Here is a 13,887-nt window from a genome sequence, read left to right on the forward strand (position 1 = left end):
TCCGGGGACAATGAGCGGTGAGCAGCCGCGTCAGCAACAGCTGATGCGGTCTGTCAAGGGTGCCGTGTGCCCACTATCCTAACTACCGGCTCCGGGCAGCCTGAAAGAGGGCAGCGCAAAGAAGCAGTCTAGCCCGAACGTCGCGGTCTGTCCAGGGGGCGCTCCCGATGGGGCCCAGCCTGCATCGCAACGTCTTCAGGTATGCCTCTCCTCGGCCTCCCCGGGCCGTCCCTCCCGCAAGGGCACCGCCGGTTCTCACCGTTGCCAGTAAGCGTGACCCCACAGGGGCTCTGAGTCAAGATGCCGCGCGGTGGTCCCGCCGGTTGGCGCAGCGTGGAAGTAGCTCCGCAGCGGGCGCTTCACAGGACGATCATCCTGGTTACCGCCCGGTACCCGCAGGTGACGGCGCCGGCGCGCCGACCTGCGTTTAGCGGGCTAAACGCGATCCGGCCGCCGGGGCTTCCCGGACGGTCACCGGGTCGGTCCAGGCGATCGGCGGGGTGCCCCGAGCGGCCTCGGCCCGTGTGACCGTTGTGACCGGTGGGCCGTCTGGTGCGGCGCACAGGCGACGCGACGCACCTGCGTTTCGCGGGCTGATCGCGACGCGCACCCGGCGGGCGCTGCCAGACTGGGCGGCGTGAGCGAAACGTGGGAGCAGGACGCCAGTGCCGAGATGCCCCCGGTCTTCCTGCGGCCGGAAGCCGAACTGCGGCAAGCCGCGGAGCGGAGCCCCCTCCTCGGCGAGATCCGCGGCTACGTCGCCGGGTCGGAGGCCGTCGACCCGCTGATCCCTCGGTGGGCGGAGGTGGCCGGGCTGGTCCGCGAGGTCGACGGCAAGCACGTGCCCGTCGAGGAGAACGCGACGCTCGTCGACGACCCTCTCCGGCTCTGGGAGCGGCTGTATTCGACGATCGGCGAGGCCGAGCGTCTGCCGTTCGGCCTGGTCGCGTCGATCTCACTCACGCTCTACCGGTCAGGTCCGGTGGCTGTGCCGGTCGAGCTCCTCTTCGAGGCCGTCGCACTCGGGCAGGCACCGGACGAGTCGACGCCGTACGCGACAAGCGTCGCGCTGGACCTGTTGGAACGGCTCGGCGCGCTCGAGAAGCACACCGCGGACCCGGCCTGGCTCGCGCTGATCGCCGAGATCGCCGGGAAACCCGATCCCTCCCCGTTCCTCCTCAGCCTCACCCCGATCGCCGTCTGGGCGATCAACAGGGAGCTCCGCGAGGCCGGAATCGACGCACCGGTCATCGGTGACGCCGCGGGCGAGAGTCTCGGCGAGCTGAGCCCCCGGCTCGTCGACTCCGCACCGGAGATCATCGACGCGGAGCTGAAGGCCTGGGTCCGGTACCGGTCACCCGCCGACGCGGCGACCGAGGCGAGCGAGTTCCTCCGTGCGGCACGGCTTCCCGAAGAACGGCTGTTCGCCTTGATCGCGCTCGGAGAGACCGGTGAGATCGGTCTGGAGACCGCTACGGGAGTCCGAGCCGAAGGCGGTCTGGTCGGCGCGGCCGCCGCGATGTGGCTGTCCGAACGTGGCGCGGTCGACCGGGAAACGATCACCCGCGACGAGGTCGTCCTCGGGATGGCCGACCATTACGCGGCGATGCACGCGCTCGGCGCGTTCGTCCATCAACTCGCCGACATGGACGACCGCTTCGACATCGTGGACCTGCTGACGTCTTCCGGCCATCCGGACCGGCTCCAGCTCCTGAACGTCGTCGGCACGGACCACCCGGACCCGAAGATGGCCAAGAAGGCACGCACGGCGAGCTACAAGCTCCGGTCGAGCGGTGGTGCCTGAGCCCCCTGGTCAGCGCGCCGACGCGTGACGTTTAGCCCGCGAAACGCAGGTCAGCGGGGTCGGGCGGAGCCGGATCGCGTTTAGCGGGCTAAACGCGATCCGGGGCGGGTCACTTCGAGGGGGCCGGGGAGGCCGGGGGCGAAGCGGGGGCCGACGAAGCGGTGGGGTTGGGCGGAGCGGCGTAGGTGTTCATCGCCGTGATCTTCCACTTGTCGCCCTGCAGCTCCGCGTTCAAGTGCAGCTGCGCGCTCCCGGCGGTGGTCTTGTTCGTGTCGGCCCGCGTCGAGCTCTGGTCGACGAACACCATCACGTCGGCCCGGTCGCCTTCCAGCCGGATGACGGCGCTGCGGGTGACCTTGCACGTCACGACCATCTTCTGCTGCGGAGCCAGCCGCTTGACCTCGCCCATCAGCAGGTTGTACTTCGCCCGGACGTCGTCGTTGACCAGCAGATCGGCCGCCGCGGTCTCGGTCTTCGCGATGTTGTTGTAGTCGTACGAGAACAGCGCCTCGGTCGCCTTCGCGACCTGGTCCTTGACCTGCGCGGTCTTCGCGACGTCCAGCAGCGCCGTGTTGTTCGTCGAGCTGGACACGTCGTCGGCCTGGATCTTGAAGAGCACCGCGGTCGCGGCCAGCAGCAACCCGACGACGACCAGCGCGCCCGCCAGGATCAGCTGCTTCGAGCCCGGCTTCTTCTCGTCCTCCGAAGATTCGTCGACCTCGGCTTCGGCCTCTTCGAGGTCGTCCGGCTTCTCCTCGGCGACCGCGCGGGCCTTCGCACGCGGGGTCGGCTTCGCGACGACCTCTTCTTCGGCAGCGTCGGGCTCTTCAGCGACCTCGGTGTCCTCAGCGGACTCAACGGCCTCAACGGCCTCAACGGCCTCAGTGTCCGAGGCGTCCTCGGCGACCTCAGGCTCCGGCTCAGGCGTGGGCTCCGGCTCAGGAACCGGAGCCGGAGCCGGACGCGGCGACGGACGGCGAACCGGCGCCGGCTTCGCCACCGGCGTCTCGTCGACCTCGACCTCCGAGGCAGGCGCCTCCGAAACATCCGAAACAGGAGCGGAAGCAGGAGACGCACCGGGCCGTCGCAGACCGGCCACCCGGGGGCGGCGCACCGGCGGAGTGCTGCGAGGGGGCTGGCGACGGGAGGGGGGCACTACGTGGCTCCGTTCTAGGTGACGCTCTTACTGACCGGCCGCGACGAGGGGCACGTTGTCGATCCCGGACAGCTTCCACTCATCGCCGACCCGGGTCATCGAGACCTCCAGGCGCAACGCCTTCGAGCTCGCCTTGTCGCCCTGGGTGACCTGGGTGGAGATGGCGGCGAGGAAGCTCGCCTTGCCCTCGTGGTCGTCGAGTTCCTCGACCGCGATGTCCTGGATGGTGGTCACGACCTTGGTCTTCGCGTCGCCGAGCGCCTTGCGGTAGGTCGGCTCCAGCTGGGCCAGCTGCTGGCTCATCTTCTCGTCGGAGACGGCCTTCTGCTTGCTGAAGAACTCGTCGAGCTTCTCGAAGTCGACCTCGGTGTACGCCTTGATCGCGGTGCCGCCCGCCTTGACCACGTCGTCCCGCGAGCGCGCCAGGTCGGCGTTGTCGTCCGACGCGGCCACGGCCCACATGACACCGAAGATCGCCGCGGCGAGGAAGGCGGCCAGCGCGAACGCCGCCGCCCCCAGTACCAGGGTCCGCGATCGAGAAGAACTCATGACACTCCAGGGTAGGTATACGGTCTCGGGCTCAGCCGGGCAGGCCCAGCAGCGTGCCGAGGGTGGGCAGGCTGACCCCGGGGCTCTGCAGGACGCTCGGCATGCCCTGTGCCGCGCGCAGGCTGGCCAGTTCCTCGGCCGAGCGGCCGGCGTTCGCCGCGACGTCGCCTTCCGACGGGATCTGCGGGACCCCGTTGTACGGCACGTTCTGCGAACCGCGCACGTTGATCGGGCTGCCCTTCGGCTCGGCGCAGTACGCGTCGTCCTTCGGCGCGCGAGGCGTCGTGTCGGTGCCTTCGCGGTACTTGTCGAGGCCGATGTAGCCCTTGGTGCACGAAGGCGGGTTGAACAGGTTGAGCGCGAGGCCCAGGTGCGCGGTGCCGTCGTTGGCGACGCTGTTCGCGCCCGCGGCCAGCATCGGGTACGTCACCAGGCCCTGTTCGAGCCCGTCGAGCCGGGTCACCAGCAGGTTCGACGTCGTGAGCAGGTTCGCGGTCAGCGCGCCCAGCCCCGGTCCGGATTCGGCGAGCACCGAGCTGATCTGGTTCGCCACCTGCGGCGTGATCCCGATCAGCTTCCGGATGTCGGCGTCGGAGTTCTTCAGCGTGCCGGAGAGCTTGTTGAGGTCCGCGCTGAACGACTTCATGGAGCTCGACATCTCGTTCTGCGTTTCGAGGACCTGCCCGCCCTTTTCCAGCAGCTGGATCGTCTGCGGCAGGTACTCCTGCGCGGTCGTGGTGAAGCTCCGCGCGGTGTCGAGCAGCCGCTGCAGGTCCGGGCCGGTGCCGTTGAAGGCGTTGTACGACTCGTCGACGACCTTGCGCAGCGAGTCGGTCGGCACCGAGGCCGCGAGGCTGTCGAGGTCGCCGATGAGCTGCTCGGTGGGCACCGGCGTCTTGACCTTGTCGGCCGGGATGACCGAACCCGCGTTGAGGTACGGCCCCTTCTCGCCCTTGGGCCGCAGGTCGACGAACTGCTCGCCGACCGCCGACCGGTTCGCGACCACGGCGTCCAGATCGGCGGGCACCTGCGGGGCGTCCGGCGCGATGTTGAGGTCGGCTTCCAGCCCGGTCTTGGTCAAGCGCAGCTCGCCGACCCGGCCGATGTTGAAGCCGCGGTAGGTGACCTCGGCGTTGGTGAAGATGCCGCCGGATTGCTTGAGCTGCAGCTTCACCGTGTAGCCCTCGTCGCCGAAGACCTGGCCGAGCCCGGCGAACCGGATCAGCGCGTACACGATGGCGACCACGGAGATGATCGCGAACGCGACCAGCTGGATCTTCGTCCTACGGACCAGCATCAGCCTGCACCTCCCGAAAGCACGCCGAAGATACCGGCGGGTCCGGTCTGTTGCGGCTGCCCGCCACCCTGCGGCGCGCTCGCCTGGCCGCCGGCGACACCGCCGACGCTGTCCGGGATCGGCAGCGGCGGATTCGCCCCCGGTCCCTCCGTCCCGCCGGTGAGACCCGGCACCGGGATGACGTCCTGGAGCGGGTTCTGACGGCTGCGGCCGAGGTTCTTGAGGATCTCGTTCAGGTTCAGGTCGATCTTCGCGAACAGGTTGAAGTAGTCGCCCTTGACGCCGTCGTAGGCGGCGTCGCTGAACGGGAAGGTCAGCAGGATCTCCAGCGCCTTCGGCAGATCCGCGCCAGCTTCGCCCAGCTTCTGCAGCGTCGGCTGCAATGCCTTGAGGTCGGCGACGAGGTCTTCCTTGCTCTTGTTCACCGTGTCGACGGCGACACCGGAGAGGTGGTTGAGCGCGTTCAGCATGGTCACCAGCTGACCGCGCTGCTGCTCCAGGACACCGAGCCCGGGGCCGAGGTTGTCGACCGCGCCGACCAGCTTGTCCTTCTGGCCGTTCAGCGTGAGCGAGAGCCGGTTCAGCCCGTCGAGCGCCCGCGTGATGTTCGCGGACTGCTTGTCGAGGTTCGTGACCAGCTCGTTGGTGTTGTTCAGCAGCGCCTTGAGCTCCGGCGAGCGGCCGGTGGTGGCGTTGTTGAGTTCCTTGGTGATGGTGTTGAGCTGTTCCACCCCACCACCGTTGAGCAGCAGCGAAAGCGCGCCGAGCAGTTCTTCGACCTCGACGCTGCGGTTCGTGCGGGCCAGCGGGATCACCGCGTTGTCGGCGAGCTTGCCCTGTCCGTCGGGGGGTGCGGCCAGTTCGACGTACTTCTCGCCGAGGAGGCTCGACTGCTTGACGTTGGCGAGCGCGTTCGCCGGCAGTTTCACGTCGCCGTTGACCCGCAGGGTGACCTCGGCGTTCCAGCCGTCCTGGGTCAGGCCGATCGCTTCGACGCGACCGATGGCGACCTCGTTGACCTTCACCCCGGCCTGCGGGGTCAGGTCGAGGACGTCGCGGAACTGCACTTTGACGGTGTACGGGTGGTCGCCGAGCTCGGCGCCACCGGGCAGCGGGACGTCGTAGATCCCGCTGAACCCGCAGCCGCTCAACGTCAGCGCCGCGACGGTCCCGACGGCAACGAGGGCAAGTTTCCTGTTCATCACTTCGCCGCCGTTCCGTAGAGCTGACCCGCGATCGGGAGCGGCAGCGGCGGCAGCTGGCCCGCCTGCGACGACTGGATCACCTGCGCGATGGACGGCAACGGAACCAGCCCGTCGACCAGCCCGGCGACGCCCTTGCACGCGTCGCCCAGCGCGTCGAGCGCGTCCGGGGTCTGCTTGAGCAGGTTGCACACCATCACCAGCGGCGGCTGGGTGAGCTCGTTGAGGTTGGCCCGCGCGTCGAGCGTGCCCGACGAGGCGTTGTAGGTGTTGACCAGGTTCCCGAGGCCGACCGGGGCGACGTCGAGGATCTCGGCGAGCGCGCCGCGCTGGTCCACGAGCACCTTGGTGACGCTGGCCAGCTTGTCCACATTGGACTTGAGCCGGTCGCGGTTCTTCTCGATGAACGCCTGCACCGCGGTGAGCGTGTCCGACAGCTGCTTCACCGTCGCCGAGAGGTTTTCCCGCTCCCCCGCGAGGAATCCGCTGACGTCGGCGAGCTGCCGCTCGAAGTCGCGGACCTGCTTGTCGCTGTTCACCAGCGTCTTCGAGAAGGAGCCGAGGTTCTCGACGGTCTTGAACAGGTCGTCCTTGTTGCCCGACAACGTGCCCGCGGCCTGGCCGAGCTTCGTGATCGTGTCGTGCAGCGCCTGCCCGTTGCCGTCGAAGTTCTTCGCGGCGGTGTCGAGCAGGTTCGACAGCGAACCGTTCTTGTTGGCGCCGTTGGGCCCGAGCGACTTGCTGACCCGGGAGAGGCTGGCGGCGAGCTCGTCGACCTCCAGCGGCACCTCGGTGCGGTCGAGGCCGATGACGGCGCCGTCGGCGATCCGCGGGCCGCCCTTGTACGCCGGGGCGAGCTGCACGTAGCGGTCGCTGACCAGCGACGGCGACACGATGATCGCCTTCGCGTCCGCGGGCACCGCCACCGAACGGTCGTATTCGAGTTCGACGCGGACCTGGTTGCCCATCGGCTGGATCTTGGTGACCGTGCCCATGTCCACGCCGAGCATGCGGACACTGTTGCCTTCGTAGAGGCCGACGGTGCCCGCGAAGTACGCGGTCACGTGATTGCGGCCGGCGTCCTTGAGCGTCCACCACAGCGCGCCGGCGACGACCAGCGCGAGCACGATCGCGATGGTGAAGCCGCGCGCGAGGCTGGAACCGAGACGGGTACTCATTTCTCGTAGCACCCCTTGTCGTTGATCGGCCCGAACGACGGCAGGACCAGTCCGCAGATGTAGTTGTCGAACCAGCGGCCGTTGCCGATCGTGTTCGTGAACACCCGGATGAACGGCGCGAACCGCGCGATGCCCTGGCCGAGGGCGTCCTGGTTGCGCTGCAACATCGAGGTCAGCTGGTCGAGCTGGGCGAGCACCGGGTCGAGCTGCGCGTCGTTGTCGTCGACCAGGCCCTTGAGCTGGGTCGCGAGATTGCGCGAGCCGTCCAGCAGCGCGGAGATCGCCTCCTTGCGCTTGGCCACCTCGCCGAGCAGCTTGTTGCCGTCGGCCAGCAGCTTCTGGAACTCGGCGTCCCGGTCGACGAGCGTCTGCGAGACCTGCCGTGTGTTCGCGAGCAGGCTCGACAGCTGCGAGTCCCGTTTGGCGATGGTGTCCGAGAGGCGGGAAAGGCCCGTCAGGGCGCCCTTCACGTCGGCCGGGGTGTCGGCGAAGGTCTCCGTGATGACGTCGAAGCTCTTCGCCAGCTGCGTCGTGTCGATGTCGTCGACGGTCTGCGAAAGACCGCGGAAGGCGTCGAGGACGTCGAACGGCGACATCGTGCGCTCACGCGGGATGGTCGCGCTCGGGTCGAGCGTGCGCTGCCCCTGCGGATCGAGCGCCAGGTACTTCTGGCCGAGGACGGTCTTGATCTTGATCGCCGCGCTGGTCTTGTCGCCCAGCCAGGCGTCCTTGACCTTGAACGAGATCCGGACCTTGTCGCCGTCGAGCTTGATCTCGGAGATCTTCCCGACCTTCACACCGGCGACCCGGACGTCGTTGTCCTCCTGCAGGCCCGAAGCCTCGCTGAAGTCCGCGGTGTAGGTCGTCCCGCCGCCGATGACCGGCAGGTCCTCGGAGTTCAGCGCGGCGATGAAACCGAGCAGCAGCACCGAGATACCGACCAGCGCGATCGGGATCGGATTGCGTTTCCGGAACGACTTCATGCCGTGCACCTCGCCCGGTTCACCGGCAGCAGCGGCAGGTTGATCGGCTCGTTGATCAGCGGAGGCAGGGCGACGGCTCCCGTCATCTCACAGGCGAAGAAGTTGAACCAGGAGCCATAGTCGGCGGTGCGGGTCAGCGCCGTCACCTTCTGCGGCAGGAACTGGATGAAATGCTCGACGATCGGCTGGCTGTCGTTGAGGTTCTTCGTCAGCGTGCCGAGCGCGGCGATGTCCTGCTTGAGCGGCTCACGGGCTTCACCGAGCAGACCGGAGGTCGTCTTGGCGAGGGTGCCGAGCGAGTCGATGGCGTCGCCGATCGGCTCGCGGTCCGCGGCCAGCCCGGAGACCAGCTGCTGCAGCTTGACGATCAGGTCGTTCAGCTGCGGCGTGTGCGCGTTGACCGTGTCGAGCACCGAGTTCAGGTTGTCGATGACCTGGCCGATCACCTTGTCCTTGTCGGAGATCGTGGTGGCCAGCGACGCGGTGTGCTTCAACAGGCTTTCGACCGTGCCGCCCTCGCCCTGCAGGACCTGGATGACCTCGTAGGACAGCTTGTTGATGTCGTCCGGGTTGAGCGCGGTGAACAGCGGCTTGAACCCGTTGAACAGCTGCGTCAGGTCGAGCGCGGGCGTGGTCCGCTCCAGCGGGATGTTCCCGCCTGGCTCCAGGTTCTTGCCGGAGGAGTCGGTGCCCTGCCCGAGCGAGACGTAGCGCTGGCCGACCAGGTTCCGGAACTTGATCTGCGCGGTGACCCCGGCGGGCAGCTTGCGCCCGGCGTCCACTTCGAACTCGACCTCGGCCTGGCGGCGGTCGACGATGCGGACGTCCTTGACCTGCCCGACCCGGACGCCGGCGATGCGGACGTCGTCGTTGGGCAGCAACAGGGTGGCGTCGCTGAACCGCGCCTTGTAGGCGTTGGTGCTGGTGGTGTTCACGTTGGCGATGCTGATCCCGAGGATGGTCGTGAACAGCACGGTGACCACGATGAAGGCGCAGAGCTTGATCAGCGGAGCGAGCAATCCCCTCATGCCTTCCCCCCGTCCGCGCGCGATCGCGATAGCGAGGCCTTCGGCCGGGGCGCGCGCGTGTCGATCACCTTTTCGCAGCGGGGCGCGAGAACCAATCCCCTCACTGGACGTGCACCTCCGCTCCCCGATAGAGCGGACCGACGAGCAGCGATCCCCAGCCGGGCACGTCCGAGGCGGACATGCCGACCTGCGGCGCGACCAGCTGCGCGAGGAAGTCCGATTCGGACGCGCTGTAGGACGGGCTACCGCCAGGCGCACCTCCGCCGTTGTAACCGCCGATGTTCGCGAAGCCGTTCGACGGCGAAAGGCCGTCGTTCGCCGAGCGTGCCGGCTGTTTGACCGTGCTGCCGTCCTTGATCGGACCGTCCGGAGGGTACTGCGGGAACGGGTCCGGGAACTGCTTCAGGTCGTAGCAGCGCGGACCGCGTTTGTCCTCGAACCGCGGCTCGTCCTTGCCCGGCAGGTACGGCCCGCGGTTGACGGTGACCTCGATGGTCGCGTGCAGACCGGGCCGGTCGGTGCCCTTGCCGAGCGCCTTGTCGATCTTCGGCAGGTTGGCCGCCATCTGCCCGATCACGCACGGGTATTCCGGCGCGTACTTCGCGAGCAGCTCCGCCGTCGGGCGGGCCGTGTCGGCGAGCCGGATCAGGTTGTCGGCGTTGTTCTGCAGGAACGTCTGCAGATCGACCGAAGCCTGCGTGACGCTGCCGTAGAGGTTCGCCAGGTTCATCTTCTGGTCCACCACGGTGCGGGTGGTGGTGCTCAGGTTGTCCAAGGTCTGCACCAGGTCCGGGGCGACGGCGTTGAGGTTGTCCGAGAACTTCGCGAGCTCTTTGAGGTTCTGCTGGAGCTTCGGCTCGTGCGGGTTCAGCTGCCCGACGTAGTCACCGAGCTGCGCGAGGGTGTCGCCGAGCTGGTCACCGCGGCCGTTGAGGGCGGTGGAGATCGCCGAAAGCGTGCTCGACAGCTTCTGCGGCTGGACCGCCTGCAAGACCGGCATCAGATGAGCGAAGGCCTGCTCCAGCTCGACCGCGCCGGACGTACGGTCCTGAGTGATCACGTCGCCTTCGGCGATCGTCTTCTCCGACGGCGCGTCCGGGATCTCCAGGGAAACGAAACGCTCACCGAACAACGTCTTCGGCAGGAATCGCGCCGAAACGTTCTGCGGGATCAGTTTCGCCGACTCGGGATTCAGCGCGAGCGTGAGCTCGGCACCGTCCGGCGTCGCGGCGATGTCCTGGACCGAACCGACGATGAGGCCGCGGACCTTCACATCGGACTGCTTCAGCAACTGGTTCCCGATGTTGCCCGACTGGAGCTTCACGCTGACGACGGGCGTGAACGCCCTTTGGTACAGCGCGATGCTCAGCGCCACTCCGCCGATGAGCACGGCGACCAGAAGCAGGCCCAGTAGCCTGCGCCGGACTGTCGCGATCATCCTGCGATCCTCACCGTGACGTCGGTTCCCCAGATCGCGAAACCGATGAAGAAGTTCATGATGGACACCGTGACGATGCTCAGCCGGACCGCTTTACCGACGGCCACGCCGACACCGGCGGGGCCACCGGAGGCCCGGTATCCGAAATAGCAATGGGACAGGATGATCAAGACGCTGAACAACAGCACCTTGATGAACGAATACAACACATCCTGTGGTGGTAGGAACAGGTCGAAATAATGGTCGTAGGTACCCGCTGACTGGTTGTAGATGTAGATAACGACCAACCGCGACGCGAGATACGAACTCAGCAGGCCGATGACGTACAGCGGGATGACCGCGACGAAACCGGCGATGATCCGCGTCGTCACCAGGTACGGCAGGCTCGGCACGCCCATGACCTCGAGCGCGTCGATCTCCTCCGAGATCCGCATGGCGCCCAGCTGGGCGGTGAAGCCCGCGCCGACGGTCGCCGAAAGCGCGAGGCCGGCGACCAGCGGGGCGATCTCGCGGGTGTTGAAGAACGCGGTCAGGAAGCCGGTGAAGGCCGAGGTGCCGATCGAGTTCAGCGCCGAGTAGCCCTGGAGACCGACGAGGACACCGGTGAACAGGGTCAAGCCGACCATCACGCCGACCGTGCCGCCGATGACGGCGAGCGAGCCGGAACCGAAGCTCACTTCGGCGAGCAGCCTCAGGACTTCTTTCATGTAGCGGCGAAGCGTCCTCGGCGTCCACAGCAACGCGCGGCCGTAGAACGACATCTGGTCACCGAGGTTGTCCAGTGTCTGCAAAGGACGGTTGGCAACCCCCTTGGCGCGTGTAAGGAAGGTCATGCGTCAGTCCAGCTTTCCGGGCACGATCTGCAGGTAGATCAGCGTGATCACGAAGTTCACCACGAACAGCATGAGGAACGTGATGACGACCGACTGGTTCACCGCGTCGCCGACACCCTTCGGGCCGCCGGACGGGTTCAGTCCCCGGTAGGAGGCGACGACCGCGGCGATGAAGCCGAAGATCAGCGCCTTCAGCTCGCCGACCCAGAGGTCCGGCAGCTGGGCCAGCGCGGAGAAGCTCGCCAGGTACGCACCCGGCGTCCCGCCCTGGAGGACGACGTTGAAGAAGTACCCGCCGAGCACGCCGATGACGCTGACCATGCCGTTCAGCAGGAGCGCCACCAGCATCATCGCGAGCACACGCGGCACGATCAGCCGCTGCACCGCGGAGACGCCGAGCACCTCCATGGCGTCGATCTCCTCGCGGATGGTCCGCGCGCCGATGTCCGCGCAGACCGCGCTACCGCCGGCGCCCGCGACCAGCAGCGCCGTGACCAGCGGACTGGCCTGCTGCACGGTGGCGAGCACCGACCCGGCGCCCGTGTAGGACTGGGCGCCGAGCTGGCGGGCGAGCGAACCGAACTGCAGCGAGATGACCGCGCCGAACGGGATCGCGACGAGCGCCGTCGGCAGGATCGTGACGCTCGCGATGAACCAGGCCTGCTGGATGAACTCCCGCAGCTGGAACGGGCGCTGGAAGATGCCACGAACGATGTCGAGGCCGAGAGCGAACAGGTTCCCGGTCTCGCGCACCATGCCGATTCCGGGGATCTTCGCCGATGAAGCGGGAGAGCTCACGCGCCACCTGACCCCGGATCTTGTGGCCGCAAGCGGTGGTTGCCCGCTCTCCCGGGATGCGGGATGTGGGCGACCTGGTCGTCGGGCAGCTGGCCCTGGTGGTGGTTCGGGATCGAGCTGTCGACCGGCGCCGACCGGTGGCCGACGGTGGCGAGACGCTGCGGGCGGACGCCGTAGCGCTGCTGCTCCTCCGGGGAAAGCGACTCGATGATGCTCTGCTGCGCCTCGGGCGGGAGACCGTGCAGGATCTGCATGACGCGGTCCTTGCGGCGGACCGCGCCCATCCGGGTCGGCACGCCGGGCGTCGGCTGCATCTGCGGCGGCACCCCGCTGACGTCCTCGACACCGCCCGAGTGGTGACCGGCCTCGAACATCGCGCGCTCCGCGGCGAGCTGGGCCGAGTCCTTCTCCTCGCTCATGCCGATGGGGCCGTCCATCTTGCCGTTGAGGAACTGCTTGACGACCGGCTCCTCGCTGGTCAGCAGCACCTCGCGCGGACCGAACATGACCAGTTCCTTGCGGAAGAGCATGCCCAGGTTGTCCGGGACGGTGCGGGCGAGGTTGATGTTGTGCGTGACGATCAGGAACGTCGCGTCGATCTGCGCGTTGACGTCGAGGAAGAGCTGGGAGATGTAGGTGGTGCGGACCGGGTCGAGACCGGAGTCCGGCTCGTCGACCAGGATGATCTGCGGGTCCAGCACCAGCGCGCGGGCGAGACCGGCGCGTTTGCGCATACCGCCGGAGATCTCGCCGGGCAGCTTCTTGTCGGCGCCGTTGAGACCGGTCATCTCGAGCTTCTCGAGCACGATCCGGCGGACCTCGGTCTCCGACTTCTTCGTGTGCTCCCGCAAGGGGAAGGCCACGTTGTCGTAGAGGTTCATCGAACCGAACAGCGCGCCGTCCTGGAAAAGGACGCCGAAGAGCTTGCGCACCTCGTAGAGCTGGTGTTCGGAGCACGTCACGATGTCGACGCCGTTGATCATGCACCGGCCCTTGTCGGGCTTGAGCAGACCGATCATCGACTTCAAGAAGACGGACTTACCGGTTCCGGACGGACCGAGCATCGCCGAGACCTCGCCCGGAGGCAGGGTCAGCGTGACGTCCCGCCAGATGGCCTGCTTACCGAAGGACTTGGAAAGACCTTCGATGACCACCTCGGCACCCATCGCACCTCCAGGAGCTGTTCCGCGTCGTCGCGCACTGCCTTCCCGTGCCACTGGCCCGAGAGGACGCATGCGTTCGCGCAGCGATACCCGCGTCAACCAGGTGCAACGAGCTGAGTGCGAACAGGTTACTCACCAGTTTTCTTTTCTGGCCAGACCCGCGGGTAACTTTTCGCACAGCCCGCCGCCTGCCCGTGCACCGCTTGCAGCACCGTAGTGCACGTCACTCCCACGCGCAGATCCACGACCAGCCCCGCCCAGGCCGGATCGCGTTTAGGGGGCTAAACGCAGGTCAGGCCTCCAGGGCACCTCCGCGCCACACGGATCGCGTTTCGCGGGCTAAACGCGATCCGGTGCCCTGACGCACCCGAATGCTTAGCCTTGCTACGCGTCGCGATTAGGGGGCTAAACGCAGGTCGTGGGGACAGCGAAGGGGCGGGCACCCGTGTGGATGCCCG

The 13,887-nt window shown here is 67.6% G+C and carries 12 protein-coding genes; 1 reads left to right on the forward strand and 11 read right to left on the reverse strand.

Annotation, left to right across the window (positions count from 1 at the left end; all coding sequences use genetic code 11):
- The first annotated feature begins 637 nt into the window (after window positions 1-637).
- The gene (locus ACSMFO_RS19940; RefSeq protein ID WP_436460028.1) at window positions 638-1,804 is read left to right on the forward strand and encodes a hypothetical protein; all 1,167 of its coding nucleotides are present in this window, start codon (window positions 638-640) and stop codon (window positions 1,802-1,804) included.
- A gap of 109 nt (window positions 1,805-1,913) precedes the next feature.
- On the opposite strand, the gene ACSMFO_RS19945 is transcribed toward ACSMFO_RS19940, so the two are convergent.
- The 11 genes from ACSMFO_RS19945 to ACSMFO_RS19995 form a co-directional block, all read right to left on the reverse strand.
- A complete protein-coding gene (locus tag ACSMFO_RS19945; protein WP_436460029.1) occupies window positions 1,914-2,804 on the reverse strand; it encodes a hypothetical protein in 891 nt (296 codons plus the stop codon).
- 183 nt (window positions 2,805-2,987) lie between these two features.
- Entirely contained in the window at window positions 2,988-3,509 is a 522-nt protein-coding gene (locus tag ACSMFO_RS19950) for a hypothetical protein (protein WP_240595835.1), read from the reverse strand.
- 31 nt (window positions 3,510-3,540) lie between these two features.
- Complete coding sequence (locus ACSMFO_RS19955; RefSeq protein WP_436460030.1) at window positions 3,541-4,806, reverse strand: MCE family protein; 1,266 nt, start codon at window positions 4,804-4,806, stop codon at window positions 3,541-3,543.
- The gene (locus tag ACSMFO_RS19960) at window positions 4,806-6,008 is read right to left on the reverse strand and encodes an MCE family protein (protein WP_038519878.1); all 1,203 of its coding nucleotides are present in this window, start codon (window positions 6,006-6,008) and stop codon (window positions 4,806-4,808) included. The genes ACSMFO_RS19955 and ACSMFO_RS19960 overlap by 1 nt, the downstream gene beginning before the upstream one ends.
- Window positions 6,008-7,186: an MCE family protein gene (locus ACSMFO_RS19965; RefSeq protein WP_073847302.1), complete on the reverse strand. Its 1,179-nt coding sequence runs from the start codon at window positions 7,184-7,186 to the stop codon at window positions 6,008-6,010. The genes ACSMFO_RS19960 and ACSMFO_RS19965 overlap by 1 nt, the downstream gene beginning before the upstream one ends.
- Window positions 7,183-8,169 (reverse strand): MCE family protein, encoded by a 987-nt coding sequence (locus ACSMFO_RS19970; protein ID WP_436460031.1) that lies wholly within the window; start codon window positions 8,167-8,169, stop codon window positions 7,183-7,185. Before ACSMFO_RS19970 ends, ACSMFO_RS19965 begins: the two co-directional genes overlap by 4 nt.
- A complete protein-coding gene (locus tag ACSMFO_RS19975; protein ID WP_350573306.1) occupies window positions 8,166-9,197 on the reverse strand; it encodes an MCE family protein in 1,032 nt (343 codons plus the stop codon). The genes ACSMFO_RS19970 and ACSMFO_RS19975 overlap by 4 nt, the downstream gene beginning before the upstream one ends.
- 100 nt (window positions 9,198-9,297) lie before the next feature.
- A complete protein-coding gene (locus ACSMFO_RS19980; protein ID WP_436460032.1) occupies window positions 9,298-10,635 on the reverse strand; it encodes an MCE family protein in 1,338 nt (445 codons plus the stop codon).
- Window positions 10,632-11,468: an MlaE family ABC transporter permease gene (locus ACSMFO_RS19985; protein WP_063274319.1), complete on the reverse strand. Its 837-nt coding sequence runs from the start codon at window positions 11,466-11,468 to the stop codon at window positions 10,632-10,634. The genes ACSMFO_RS19980 and ACSMFO_RS19985 overlap by 4 nt, the downstream gene beginning before the upstream one ends.
- Before the next feature lie 3 nt (window positions 11,469-11,471).
- The gene (locus ACSMFO_RS19990; protein WP_125732839.1) at window positions 11,472-12,224 is read right to left on the reverse strand and encodes an MlaE family ABC transporter permease; all 753 of its coding nucleotides are present in this window, start codon (window positions 12,222-12,224) and stop codon (window positions 11,472-11,474) included.
- Window positions 12,225-12,262: 38 nt separating this feature from the next.
- Window positions 12,263-13,432 carry an ABC transporter ATP-binding protein gene (locus ACSMFO_RS19995; protein ID WP_436460033.1) on the reverse strand — a complete coding sequence of 390 codons (1,170 nt, stop codon included), beginning with the start codon at window positions 13,430-13,432 and terminating at the stop codon, window positions 12,263-12,265.
- Between the last annotated feature and the right edge of the window lie 455 nt (window positions 13,433-13,887).

Source organism: Amycolatopsis sp. w19 (assembly GCF_051373225.1).
Lineage (GTDB): Bacteria > Actinomycetota > Actinomycetes > Mycobacteriales > Pseudonocardiaceae > Amycolatopsis > Amycolatopsis japonica.